7 protein-coding genes and 1 pseudogene are annotated in these 14,026 nt (G+C 42.5%); all 8 read right to left on the bottom strand.

From position 1 onward, the window contains the following. On the bottom strand, window positions 1–776 hold a 776-nt coding region (locus HMPREF1320_RS00520), incomplete at its 3' end, for a contractile injection system protein, VgrG/Pvc8 family (protein ID WP_009417066.1). Between the two features lie 203 nt (window positions 777–979). Then, the gene (locus HMPREF1320_RS00515; RefSeq protein WP_009417062.1) at window positions 980–5,041 is read right to left on the bottom strand and encodes a two-component regulator propeller domain-containing protein; all 4,062 of its coding nucleotides are present in this window, start codon (window positions 5,039–5,041) and stop codon (window positions 980–982) included. 132 nt (window positions 5,042–5,173) lie between these two features. Then, window positions 5,174–5,297 (bottom strand): annotated as a pseudogene (locus HMPREF1320_RS11820) (phosphinothricin acetyltransferase). A gap of 399 nt (window positions 5,298–5,696) precedes the next feature. Then, window positions 5,697–8,756 carry a glycoside hydrolase family 2 TIM barrel-domain containing protein gene (locus HMPREF1320_RS00510; RefSeq protein ID WP_009417063.1) on the bottom strand — a complete coding sequence of 1,020 codons (3,060 nt, stop codon included), beginning with the start codon at window positions 8,754–8,756 and terminating at the stop codon, window positions 5,697–5,699. Between the two features lie 24 nt (window positions 8,757–8,780). Further along, window positions 8,781–11,093: a beta-glucosidase BglX gene (gene bglX, locus HMPREF1320_RS00505; RefSeq protein WP_009417064.1), complete on the bottom strand. Its 2,313-nt coding sequence runs from the start codon at window positions 11,091–11,093 to the stop codon at window positions 8,781–8,783. Window positions 11,094–11,239: 146 nt separating this feature from the next. Beyond that, window positions 11,240–12,652: a cellulase family glycosylhydrolase gene (locus HMPREF1320_RS00500; protein WP_009417060.1), complete on the bottom strand. Its 1,413-nt coding sequence runs from the start codon at window positions 12,650–12,652 to the stop codon at window positions 11,240–11,242. 93 nt (window positions 12,653–12,745) lie between these two features. Further along, on the bottom strand, window positions 12,746–13,135 hold the full coding sequence (locus HMPREF1320_RS00495; protein ID WP_009417061.1) for a hypothetical protein: 390 nt from the start codon (window positions 13,133–13,135) through the stop codon (window positions 12,746–12,748). Window positions 13,136–13,336: 201 nt separating this feature from the next. Further along, a complete protein-coding gene (locus HMPREF1320_RS00490) occupies window positions 13,337–13,825 on the bottom strand; it encodes a hypothetical protein (protein ID WP_009417065.1) in 489 nt (162 codons plus the stop codon). Window positions 13,826–14,026: the final 201 nt, after the last annotated feature.

Raw genomic sequence — 14,026 nt, 5'->3', positions numbered from 1 at the left:
TTCTCGTAGTCTTTAAAAACGCTCTCAGTATAAGCGTTGCGCGGTCTTACTTCCTCTTCGGTGTCCGAATAAATGTACTCATCGTCCTCCGCATTGTAGTTGTAAAAGGTGTATTTAAAAGGAATGGTTCTTGAAGAAACTTTAAATTCGGTAATATCCTCGTCTATGGTTAGGTTTTCAGAGTGTTCATCTGTTACACCACCAAACACAAGCTTGCTACCGTCAAAATACAGTAGTTCATTGTAAATAGCCGAAAGCCTATTGAAAAACTCCCAACGGCTTTCTTTATACTGCATTGCGTAGGGGATTATCGCTTTAAACTTAGGATTACATATTAGGTCGAAATATTTATTTTTAAAAACTTTCTCTACGATATTTACCAAATCATAATCTACAAACGAGTTCATCGCAGGTGCATCGTCCAACACCACAGGGCTTCCTTTTCCTATAACGCGTATTTTGTTTTCGCTTCCTCCTTGCGTAGGGGTATCCGAGTCAATCACCACCTCAGTAATAAAACCCGAAAATTGGAAAGTGTTCTCTCCTCTTGGGAAGGAAAGACGAATAATCACATTTTTGCCCACTTGTTTTAAGAGCTCTTGCGACTGCCCTTGCCAAAGAGTTTTGCTTGTAGCAATGGTTTCTACCAGCTCAAAATCACAACAAGAGTTTAACGATTGTTGTATGTGCAAGCTATTAAAGCGTGAAGTTTGTTCTTTACCGTCAATATGTACTGAATGGAAAATAGGGAGACGTTTGGTAAAAAGAGATTCCATAAGAGTTTTATTTTAGTATCAATATGGGCGCAAGTTACTAAAAAATTTTTTAAGAACAAATTTTTTTGTAGTTTTTTCCTTCATTTCTTCGCCTTACTTTCGTCTTAGGTTCGTCTTAGCTTCGCTCTTCCTTCGAATAAACCTTGTCTTTCAAGTGAATAGTCATTACTATAATCTCATATAAAGACCGTTCACGTCATTCGTCACTCGTCGTTACCTTTTACCTTTTCACTTTCCCCTTTCAAATACTCTCTCGGTGAGGCATTGTAGAACTTCTTAAACGAGCGACTGAAATTCGATAGCTCTTGGTAACCCACCTTATAGGCTACTTCCGAAATATTCAAATTGCCTTGCTTCATCAGTTGGGCAGCGGCGGTCATACGTATTTGTACAATCACGTTGTAAGGGGTGGTGTTCATAATGGCTTTTACCTTTTTGAAGAGTTGGTTAGTGCTCATATTTAGGGCATCGGCGAGGGCATCGATACCAAACTCAGGGTTGCTGAGGTGTTCCATTACAATGTTGTTCACTTTATCTACAAACTCTTTTTTCCAAGGTTGCCCGATGAGTTTTTCGCGGTACACATTCAGGTCGGATGAGGAGCTGTACTGTTCCCACAACTTCTTGCGCGAAAGCAGTATATTTTCGATGCGCTTGCTGAGTATTTTAGCCGAAAAAGGTTTGGTGATATAGTCTTCCACTCCCAAACTGTACCCCTCTACCACTTGCGATTCCTTGTCTAAGGCGGTGAGCAAAATGATAGGGATATGGTTTGTTTTTTCGTTGGCGCGCAGTTCTTTTACCATTGAAATACCATCGCGTTTAGGCATCATAATATCCGATACGATGAGGTCGGGGATATGGGTAATAGCCAATTCTAAGCCCTCTTCGCCGTCGCGTGCCAATAGTACGTGGAAATGCTCGTTGAGAATGTGCTGTATATAATCGCGCATATCATCGTTGTCTTCCACTACCAAAATAGTCTCTTCCTTGTCGTTCGCATTTTCTTGTGGAGCTATTTCTTTTACCGTTTGGGTAGTGTCTATCTGTTGCAAGGTGATAGAAGCCTCGTCGTGGAGTTGTGGTACATCTAAAATAGGCAACAATACCGTGAAGGTAGCCCCTTGTTTTTCTTCACTTTCTACCTCTATATGCCCTTGGTGTAGGTCGACGAGGTCTTTGGTAAAAGCGAGCCCTAAGCCAGCACCCTCGTTGTGGAGTTCTTTCTGGCGTTTGCCTTGCAAGAAAGCGGTAAAGAGCTGTTTTTGTTCTTCTTTGGAAATGCCAATGCCTGTATCGGCTATCTTTATTTGCAAAAACTTCTGCTGGTTTTGCATCACAGTGGCAATGAGCACCGTGATTGCACCTTTTTCGGGGGTGTATTGGAAGGCATTTCCGATAAGATTGTAGAGAATTTTGTCTAATTTATCGGCATCAAAAGGCATCCACAAGCTGGGCATTGTACTTTTTATGGTGTATTGTATTTGTTTTTCTAAAGCGAGATAAGCAAAGGTTTCACTCACTCCTTTCACAAATTTCACCACATCGTCATATTGCAAATTCAGCTCTAATTTGTTCTTTTCTAACTTTCTAAAATCGAGTAATTGGTTGATGAGGCGCATCAGTTTTTGGGCGTTGCGCAACATCATTGTATACTTATCTTTGTATTCCTTAGGAGAGTTCTCATCATCTACCATTTGGTTCAGCGGACCTACAATCAGCGAAAGCGGTGTTTTGAACTCGTGAGAGATGTTAGAGAAAAAGTTGTTTTTCATCTCGTTGATTTCGTACATACGCTGAGCTTCCAATTGCGAGATGCGCAGGTTCTGCTTGTCTCTTTCCTTGATGGTGTAATATTTCACGATAAGCACGAGCAAGCCCACCCCTAGCAAAGCATAGAGGATGTAAGCCCAAGTTGTTCGCCAAAGCGGAGGGGCTACTACTATCTTAATTGTAGTGGGTTTTTCGCTCCACACCCCGTCGTTGTTAGTTGCTTTTACTTTGAAGATGTAAGTGCCTGGGTTGAGGTTTGTATAGGTAGCGATGCGCTCGGAAGTGTCGTAAATCCAATCGCTGTCAAAACCTTCGAGCATATAGGCGTATTGGTTTTTAAAAGAAGCGCGGTAGTTCAATGCCGAAAAACGGAACGATATTACCGATTGCCAATGTTTGAGGTGAATGCTTTGGGTCTCATCTATCACCTCGCTGAGCACCCCTCCTTCTTCTGGTCGTACCGATTTGTTGAATATTTGAAAATCGGAAATTACTACTTTGGGTTGGGTTTGGTTAAGGGTAAGCTGTTGAGGATAGAAAGTATTAAAACCGTCTTTTCCTCCAATCAGTAGCTCGCCGTCTTTGGCTTGTGCAAAAGCCCCTAATTGAAAGCCCGAATTTTGCAAGCCGTCGTACTCGTTGAACACTTGAAACTGTTGGCTTTTTGGGGTGTATTTCAGTACTGCCGAAGGGGTACTCATCCACAGATTGCCACTATTGTCTTCTGCTAAACCGAAAATAGGGTCGCCATAGTCGGTGCCTTTACGACGAATGAGTTCAAAACGTTCGGTTTTCTTGTCGAACTTGTGTAGCCCTCCTTTGGTGCCTATCCACAAGGTACCGTCCTTGCTCTCGTGGATAGCCGTAATAAAGTCGTTGCTCAGGGAGTGTGTGTTGTTTTTTAGGGCTGTATAGGTGTGTTTGAGTTTTAGGTCGCGGGTGTAACAACGCAAGCCTTTTTCGGTGCCTACCCACAAAAGCAGGTCTTGGTCGCGGTGAATTACGTGGGTTTTATCTTCGGGGTAGATAATGTTTTTACTTTCGAATAGCGGGGTAAAAACTCCCGTAGCGGGCTGGTAGTTAATAGCCCCCAACTCGGTAGCAAGCCAAAACGAATTATCCCAATCTTTGGTAATTTGATAGACGTTGCGGTAGGTGTAGTTCGTACCGGTAGGGGCGGGAATAGGCACCTGACTAAAACTGTTGGACGAGGGGTTGTACTTAATGAGGTAATTGGCGTAGTTGCCTATCCAAATATTGCCTTCGGCATCTTCACAAAAAGCCTGATAGAGCTGAGTATTGGGGTTGTAGGATTGGTTGCTAAAAGCGGTGAGTGTCTTCCTGTCGGGGTTGAGTTTATCAATATGATTTAAGCCTCCTATCCAGAGGTTGCCTTTGCTGTCCTTAAAGATAGCGCGCACTTGCTTTTCCGAAAGAAAATTCTTGTACCTCACCCATTTGAATTGGGCAGGGGTAGGGCTAAAATAGTAAATCCCTGAGGCAGTACTCACCCACATCAGCTGACTTTTATCTCGGTAGATGTGATTCACACTTTCATTAGCGAGTTGCGGGTTTTGCAAGTCGGTAATGGTGTGAGTGTTTTTGTTGAGGAGTTTGATGCCCTCGTTAGTCTCTATCCAAATGTTGTGCTGACCGTCATCGGCTACCGAAAGCACGTTCACATTGTGCGTACAAGGGGTCGCACCACACACCGCATAACGTTGGTAGTTTTTTGTTTTTTCATTTAAGCTATACAAACCACCGTGAGCCGATGATACCCAAACAGTGCCTTCTGGGTCTTTGTAGAGGTTGAAAATGTGCTTGCATACCTTCTCATCAGTGTCGTTTGTATGCCAATAAGGGTGTAACTCAAATTGTTTTTCCTTGCGGTTAAAACTGTACACCCCGCCACCCCACGAACTGAGTATGAGCGTGCCATTGGTCGCTACCATACCCGTAAGGGCGTTGTTCAGGGGTTTAGAAGTGCTTTTTTCTCGGATGTCGTAATGAGTGAAAACTCCTGTTTTGGGGTTGAGCATATCCAGTCCGCCACGGTCTACGGCTATCCAAATCATACCCGCTTCGTCCTCTACAATGCCCGCTACATCGTTATAGCTAAGGCTATTACTCCCTTTTTGATGTTTGTAGGTGGTGAAGATACCCGTACGCAGGTTCAGTTTGCTGAGTCCTTCGCCTTTTAAGCCAATCCAAAGGTTGTGCTGACTGTCTTCAAACAAACACCTGATAGAGTTTCCTGCCAGGCTGTTTTTCTGGGTGCTATTGTGCTTATACACAGTGATATCATAACCGTCAAACTTGTGCAATCCGTCATCAGTGCCTATCCATATAAAGCCTTTTGAGTCCTGCAACATACTGGTAACCTCATTGCTCACCAATCCGTTGTGGGTAGTGATTTTGGATAGATACGCCCAGTCCTGCGCTGAGAGCAACGCAGGAAATAACACCCATATTATGTAGAGTAGTTTTCTCATTTCCAAATTTGCTAATTCCCAAATTTTCTAATTTCCAAATTCCCTTTTCCTTCATTACATTCCCCCTTTAAAGGAAGTCCGCCTTCGTCATTCGCCTCTCGTTCATTCGTCTTTTCTTTCAATTTTCCGTCGCTACACTCCCCCCTTGAAGGTAGTCAGCGACAGCTGGGTATGTGTAAAGGGAAGGTTTGTCTCCTTTTCCAGCTTGTCCCCCTTCGGGGGTTCGGGGGCTTACCGAATAAATGACTCGCCACAATTTTCTCCTTTGAAGGTAGCCAGCGACAGCTGGGTATGTGTAAAGAGAGTGGTTTCTTTTGATTTTCCGTCACCACATTCCCCTCTCCTTGGGAGAGGGACGGGGTGAGGATTCCTCTTTCTTTCGCCTCGAAACCCTGTTTTTAACATTTTTAGCCTTGTTGTATTATACTATTTATCAACTATTTATATACCCTTTCTATACCAATCGTCCAAGATTCGTATAAGCTTCCTATAAGCTCTCTATAAGCTAACCCCACCCTCCTTGAAGCCTTTTTTCACCAAAAACAGTCTTAACCTTCTTCCGAACTTTTCCGTTTCCTTCCGAATTCCTCAACCCTTCCCCATTTGCTAATTCTCTCATTTTCTAATTCTCTCATTTCCAAATTTCCTAATTTTCTCATTTCCCCCCTACCTGAATGCTAAATTCGTAATGATAATACGGTTGGTTGAGCAAAAATTCTTTATGTACGCGTGGCGACCAGCTGTCGTCTCCTCCTACACCCATTTGAGCCTCATCGATGTGCAAATAAGTGTGGTCTCCACGGTGCAGTTCTTGGGTTTCTTTGGATTGATTTAGTGCGTCGTCCGAATAGTCTTGCACGTTGAAATTAAAGAGTTTAGGAGCACTGATGTACAGTTCGGTAGTACCCGAAAGGAGTTTGAGCCAACGGGTATCGGTATGATTGCCGTTTTCAGAAGGCATCACATAAGGGAAGTGCATATCCTTTACTGCACCGCTGTGAATACCCACAAAAGCCGATTCTTTTCTATCGGCATAAGTTTCATAAGGACCTTTGCCGTACCATTCCACTTTGTTAAAACTCTTGTCGAGCGTTAGGAGCATTCCCACTCTTGCCAAAGGAGGCACAGAGGCAGGCACTTCCACATTTGTGCTGATATCTATACGTCCCTCGCCATTGATGAGGTAAGTTACTTGTTGGCTGATATTGCCCGCTTTGGTTTCAATGCGGTTGTGTGCTACTATCTTCACTTGGGTTTCCCCTATGGGTGTAGCTTTCATTTCGGTAGCTGTTACCGTAGCTTCTTTTAATCCCGCTTTGCGCCAAGCTGAGGCATATGATTGTTCAAAACCACCTTCATCGTTATCGGTAGGCACACGCCAAAAAGAAGGAATCATCGCTTCTGAAAGTAGGTTTTTCCCTTTATGCGTAAATTGACTTAAACCGCCTGTTTTTTTGCTGAACACGGCTGTAAAATTCTCGCCTTTTACGGTGAAGTTTGTCGCTTCGTCAGTAAATGTTAGTTTTTTATCCGAAGGTTTAGCGATTTCTCTCACAAAATAGTTAGGAAAAGCAAGTTGTTCTTTGGCTACTTCAAAATTTTTTGAAGCCCAAGCAGTAGCCTTTTTATTCTTAAAACGGAAGTTCATAAAGTATTCCTTGCCGTTTTGTACCAATTTTGTATCGAAAGGTATTTGTAGGGCTCTTTGGCTTTGTGGGGCGATGTTCAGGTCGTTGATTACCCCATTGGCGATAGGCTTGCCATTCTCGATAAGTTCCCATTGCAAATACACCTCATCGCTATTTACAAAGTAGTTGCTATTGCTGATGAGCACCAAACCTGTGTTGATATCAATATCCTTTATATTGAAATACTGATATACCTTTTTCAGTTCGTGCATTTCGGGCTGAGGAACGCCTGTGGCATTTACCAATCCATCGTTCACATTCGCTTTGTCAATATGATTGATGATGTTCCAATACTCTTTGCCGTTCTTATCTTTGCAACGCAACGCTTGATCTTTCCAGTCCCACGTAAAACCACCTTGGTAGCGCTCATTGGTAGCAAAAAGCTCCCAATACTTACGGAAGTTGCCTAAGCTGTTACCCATAGAATGAGCATATTCGCAAATAATCACAGGGCGTTTAGGGTCTTCGGTAAAGAGATTGTTCAAGTGGTTGAGCTCGGTGTACATATTAGAGATGATATCGTAATGCGAGAGCACCCCTGCATAAGCAGGATTTTTGGATTCGTAGTGCACGGGACGCTTTTGAGGGTCGAGAGCTTTTATCGCCTCATAAGCCGCATCGAAGTTCTTACCCCAACCCGATTCATTCCCCATCGACCAATAGATGATACAAGGGTGGTTCTTATCGCGGGCAACCATATTCACATTGCGCTCCACGATGTCCTTTTGCCATTCGGGGCGTTCGCCTATGTAGTAACCACTCTCCCACAATTCGTGGCTCTCGATATTGGCTTCGTCTACCACATATAAACCATATTCGTCGCAGAGGGTATACCACTCAGGCAGATTGGGGTAGTGAGAGGTGCGCACCGCATTGATGTTGTGTGTTTTCATCAATATAATATCGTCAATCATCGATTGGCGGGTGATGGTACGACCATTATAAGGGTCGAACTCGTGGCGGTTCACTCCTTTAAACTTCACAGGCTTGCCATTCACAAGGAGCAATCCGTTTGTTAGTTCAACTTTTCTAAATCCTACATTTTGAGTAAACGATTGTAACACCTTGCCTTTGGCGGTGAGCAAACTGAGTTCCACTTTGTAGAGGTTAGGGGTTTCGGCAGTCCATTTCAACGGATTTTTTACGGCTATTTGGGTACTAACGGTAGCTTCTTTTCCCGCAGCAATATCCGCAACAGAGGCTTTTTCGGTACCTATCACATTGCCTTTGCTATCTTTAAGAGTAGTTTGTACCATAAGGGCATCGCTTACTTTTTCGCCTAAATTCTGTACCTCTACTTGCACCTGCAAGGTAGCATCGCGGTATTGTGCATCGAGCTGAGGATAAACCGAAAAGTCACGCATACGCAACTCGGGGGTAGCAAAGAGGTATACATCGCGATAAATACCGCTGAGTCGCCAAAAATCTTGGTCTTCTATATAACTGCCGTCCGACCAGTTCAAGACTTTTACATATAGTTCGTTTTTGCCTTTTTTTAGGTAAGGAGTGATGTTGAACTCGGCAGGTAGCATTGCATCTTCGTGATAGCCCACTTGCTTACCATTGATGAACAACTCCATCGCCGATTGCACTCCCGCAAAGTGAATGAACACCTGCTCGCCTTTCCATTTGTTAGGCACTGTGAACTGCGTTCTATACACTCCCGTAGGGTTGTAGTCCTTAGGGGTGTAAGGAGGGTTCATTGCAAACGGATATTTGATATTGGTAAAAACTGGAGGGTCATATCGGTTGCTTTGCAGTTGCCAATTTGAAGGCACTTTTATAGCGTCCCATTGGGTAATGCCTTTGCCCAAAAAGAAATCGGCAGGCACTTGTGAAGGGTGTTTGAAGTAGGCAAACTGCCAATTGCCATTGAGGAGTATTTTCCCAGCCGGCTCATAGTGGCTATGGCTTTTTTCGGTGTTGATACTGCTTACCGCCAAGTTTTCCCAATCGTGGGTTTGCGCTATGCTGAGGCTACTCGCCAAGGCAAGTACTGATAAGAATAAGGTACGTTGTATTCTCATAATCGTTTACTATTTTATGGTTTGTTATTCTTCTATTGTAAAATGTTGTTCGTTATTATTATCGGCAGAATGTAAGCCCACCCACAGCAAGCACTCGCTGGGCTCAGTGTCCTTTTTTCCATTGATGCCGTAAAAGGCAAGAGCTTCGGAAGGCAGTTCAAAATGGACTTGTTTGCTTTCACCTGCTTTGAGAGGGATTTTCTGAAACCCTTTCAATTCCTTTACGGGGCGGCTAACACTTGCTACTAACTGTCGGGTATAGAGTTGTACCACTATTTCGCCCTCGGTTGTTCCTGTATTCTGCACAGAGGCATTTACTATAATGCTATCGTTATAGCGTTTGATACTTTTTTTATTCAGATGCACATTATTAATAGCAAAGGTAGTGTAACTGAGTCCATACCCAAAAGGATAAAGAGGCGTAATGGAACTATCCAAATATCCTGCGTTATAATGAGGGCGGTGGTCTACTTCTTCATTGTTTGTATATACAGGTCGCCCTGTACTCTTGTAGTTGTAGTAAATAGGGATTTGTCCTACACTGCGGGGGAAAGACATCGTTAATTGCCCCGAAGGATTTACATCGCCTGCTATCACATCGGCAATGCCATAGCCTCCTTGCGTACCAGGAAACCACGCTTGCAAAATAGCTTGTACATTCTCGTTTTCCCAAGAAAGGTCGAGCGGTCGTCCGCTAAAAGTAATGATAGCTATGGGCTTGTTTATGGCTTTTAGTGCTTCGAGCAATTGGCGTTGTGCTTGAGGCAAACGAATATCGGTGCGCACCGCCGATTCTCCTGACCAGCTGCTCTGTTCACCTACGGCCACTAATACCCTATCAGCTTTGCGAGCTATAGCAACCGCTTCTTTGAGTTGTTCTGTTGAAATAGTTGTAAAACCACAGCCTTCGGCATAGAGAAGTTTTACGTTTGTACCCTTGTATTTCTCGGTAAGCCCTGTGAGTAAACTCACGCTTTGTTTGCCGTCACCTAAGCACGTCCAACTGCCGTTGATATCACTTGTGTTGTTCATCATAGGCCCTATTACAGCAATCGTTTTACCGCTATCTTTTTTGATGGGTAATACTTCAGCTTCATTTTTCAAGAGTACTACTGAGGAAGCAACAGCTTGTCGCGCTACTTTCAGATATTCCTCAGTAAAAGTATTTTCTTTGGCACGGGTTTCATCTAAGTATCGGTAGGGGTCATCAAAAAGACCTAAAAGGAACTTCATTTCCAATATATGCCTTACTGCTTTATCAATTTGAGCTTCGGTTACTTTGCCTTCTTTCACTAAGGCACTAAGGTATTTAATAAAGGTTGCCCCATTCATATCCATTTCTATTCCTGCATTGGCTGAGAGGTTTGCCGCTTGTTTATCATCTTTGGCTACCCCGTGTCGCACCAACTCGTTAATGCCTGTGTAATCACTCACTAACAAGCCGTTAAAACCCCATTCTTTGCGAAGTACCTCTGTAAGTAACCACTTGTAGGCGGTGGCAGGCACTCCGTTTATCTCGTTCAAAGAAGCCATTATACTGCCCACCCCTGCGTTTAGGGTCGCCTCATAAGGAGGTAAATATACATTGCGCAAGGTGTGCATAGAGAGTTCAGCTGTATTATAGTCCTTGCCTGATTCGGCAGCTCCATAGCCGGCGAAGTGTTTACCACAAGCTAAAAGTGTGTGAGGGCTACTCAACGTTTGCCAATTGTCTCCCCCTTGAAATCCTTTTACGCGCGCTTCGGCAATAAGGCTTCCTAAATAAGGGTCTTCGCCTGCGCCTTCCATTGCGCGTCCCCAACGAGCATCGCGGGTAATATCTACCATAGGAGCAAACGTCCAGTTAATACCATCGGCAGTAGCTTCACGGGCAGCGAGTTCAGCTGTTTTGCGCATCAAAGCCAAATCCCACGAGCAAGATTCAGCTAACGGAATGGGAAAGATAGTTTTATAGCCGTGTATCACATCTTGACCAAAGAGGATAGGAATACCCAAACGTGTTTGTTCTACCGCTATTTTTTGCAATTTTCGCATACCTACAACCGAAGTAGCGTTAAAAATACTTCCTACCAAGCCTTTTTCGAGGTAAGGTTGGTACTTATCAGCCATTACAGGGCCTGTAACCGACCAATCGGCTGAGAATTGCGTCATTTGTCCGATTTTTTCTTCAAGAGTCATCAAACGCAGTACCGAATCTACACGCTGTTCTATGTGTTTATCGCCACTGAAACTCTTTTGGGTGAGTTTTTCATTATCAGATTTTAGGATAGCGGGTGTTGCGCAACCTATCATAAGTAACGAAATAAGCGTTTTAAAGATGTGTTTGCTATATCTCATAGATACATTAACGTTTTTATAAAAAACACCTTCCTGCCTGTACCTTCCCTTAAAATGAGAATTACATATTGCTTTGTTTTTATAATTTTGCCCTTTGCTCATCTATCAGGGCAATAAGAAAACTAAGGAAAGAAGACAGGAAGATGCTATGGGTTTTCTAATACCACTACTATCGAACGCTTGAAGGCTGGAATCAATGCCTTTCCGTCATACATAGGCATATGTCGTTCCCATTTATCCGTCCAAGGGTCGTAAACACTGTAATGAGTATATTTTATATTTATAAGGTTGAGTGGTATTTCGAAATCTCGTTTCATTTGGGCAGGACGCCCCTCACGCAACTCTGTTTTCCAATTGTTAGTTAGGTCTCTGCACCACAATATCGTTTTTGTTTTGCCTTTTAGTCCGTAACAGGCTACGGTATTTCTTTTGAAATAGAAGGGTTGCATCGCTTCTTTCACGGGGTCAATTCCTTCAATAGCGTTTTTGAAACGCCCAAAGTGATACCACAGTTGGTTAGGCTCGATATAATGATCCCAATGCCAAGTATTGCCCGAACCTGCACTACCTCCAAAGAAAGGTGCAAAGATAAAATCGTGTAACAAAACGCCCTCTGTGTCTTTCGGATAAAGCGACGAAGGTCCTGCGTGGTTAGGGTTTACAGCTCCTATCTCATTGATGATAACAGGCTTGGGGTCGTTTTTGGTAAATGTCAAGCCCATAGCTACGGCATCGGTTGCTAAAGCACTCACAGCTCCTTTCACTATCGGGTATTGATGCCACTTGTCGCCCTCGTCTAAATAACGGTGAATGCTCAAAAACTCGTTGTCAGGTATTACTGCCAGCTTCTTGTAGTAGTCGTCCATATAAGAGGCGTGCATACTGCCTAAGGTTTGGGTAACCAACTGATTAGGGCATAACTTTTTCACCTTACCGAGCATCTCTTTGGTAAAAGGTAGCCACTCTGCTTCGGGTACTGCTGAATCCATTTCGTTCCACAACTCCCACCCATATACATACGGGTGGTTTTGGCATTTTTTAGCAATCGCTCTGAGGCGTTTTAAGTAGGATTTTTTGCCTTTTTTAGTACTTACATACTCGCTTACATTCTTGAACTTGGTAGCTAGCGAATAGCTGTTACACCAAGAAGCTTCAGGTGAGATGTTATTAGAGATAGTACGCAAGTGATGTAGGGTGAATTTGATATAAATATGATACTTTTCTGCAAGTTGTAGCAACTGTTCTATACGCGCTAACTTCTCGGGATTGTATTTTCCTTCCCTTTGGTCTTCTATTTCTAAGAACTCAGTACTTATCCAGATGCGCATCGCATTTCCGCCATTCTCGGCAAAGTGTTTAAAGTACTTTTCTACCTCTTCAAAATTGTGCGATGGTAGATAATTAGTGCTAATAGGAATCCACGTCGCACCGTTTTTTTCAAAATAGCGCGGGTGCGTTTTGCTCACTGTTATATTTGCTTGTGCCAAACATAGCGAACTACTTAGGCAAAGCATTAAAAATAAAGCGTTTCTTAGTGTTTTATGTAGGGTTATGTTCATTTTAAATCAAGTAATAGGTAACAAGTTTTAAAAACGTTTTTGTTTTCATATGTAATAGTCTTTTTTATTACTTATTGTTTTATGAGAGTCGTTTTATAACACTTCTATTTTAGTTAAAGTAATATGATTATAACTATAAATTGCTGGGTGAATCCATTTTTTACAAAGAGTTTTTACCTCTCCTTGAATTTTTACTTTTATAGTAGTGCCCTCTTCCTTATATTTTAAATCTCTTATTTTTTGAGGTAAAATATCCTCATTGCAAACTATAAAAAAATGAAACCCCTTGCCTATCCAAAATGTATTAGGATAATAAGTATTTTGATTGTTTGCATAACTTATTTCTTCTTCAAGAGATTCTTTAATAGTCCAAACAGTAGGACTATTGCACCCACAAACTTCTTGTGGAGGAGTCTCTTTTTTTGAGCAACCGCACCCCACTATTGCCAATAACAGTAGTGCTAAAAACGTTTTTGTTTCCATAATGCTTTATTTTTATAAGTCGTGTTTTTATTTGTCTTACGAAATTCAATCGTACAGAAAGCAGGCAGGTTCTTCTGATGAGCCTCTCAGAGTCCCTCCGACAAATCTGCTAATAATCCCGTGTGACTCACACCCTCATTTGCTCATTTCCAAATTTCCTAATTCTCTAATTTTTCCACCTGTCTTGCTACGACCTCGTGCCTAAATATCTTTATTCACTTCAAGAGGCAATACTTCTACGGATACAGTAGCGTTTTCAGGTAGTTTTTGTACTACCGCACCGTAGTATAACACTACTGGTCCAAATAGTCCAAGTAAGTCGAGGTCTACCGTAAGCACGTAGCTATTATTGTTTTTCTTGCTAAACCTACATTTCGCCTGTGCCATTTCAGAAAGCCCTTTTCTTCCTATGATAAGAGTCTGTGTACCGAAATCAATATCCTTAAATTCCTTTATAGTACTGAGGTCAGTATTAGGAAAGAGCGCTTGTAGGGCTTCTTTATTTTGGACAACTCGGTAACCATCTTGGGTAAGGGCAAAATTCACAAAACTATGCTCAGGTGTATTTGCTACAGTCGCAAAACTCTTAACCATTACAGCCTCAGGAAATATTGTTTCCTCTTCTGTTTTAGAACAACCGCAAGCTGTTATCACCAATAACAACATTGCTAAAAAAGCTTTTGTCTTCATATATAATTGTTTTTAAGATTACTTACTATTCTTTTCAATTCCTGCACCAAAGCATTTTCTATTATAAAAATACTCTTTGGCAGAAAGTCTTCTTTCGGGATTGTCGGCAACAACCGAGTATGTATATAAGGAGATGTTTTCACCACATTACTCTCGTTATTCATCATGTCACGTCCTAAAAAAGGTTGTCATAATTAATTA

The organism is Capnocytophaga sp. oral taxon 335 str. F0486 (genome assembly GCF_000277665.1).
Classification (GTDB): domain Bacteria; phylum Bacteroidota; class Bacteroidia; order Flavobacteriales; family Flavobacteriaceae; genus Capnocytophaga; species Capnocytophaga ochracea.
Note: the sequence above shows the minus strand (reverse complement) of the source record. Positions and strands in the feature narration are given on the sequence as shown.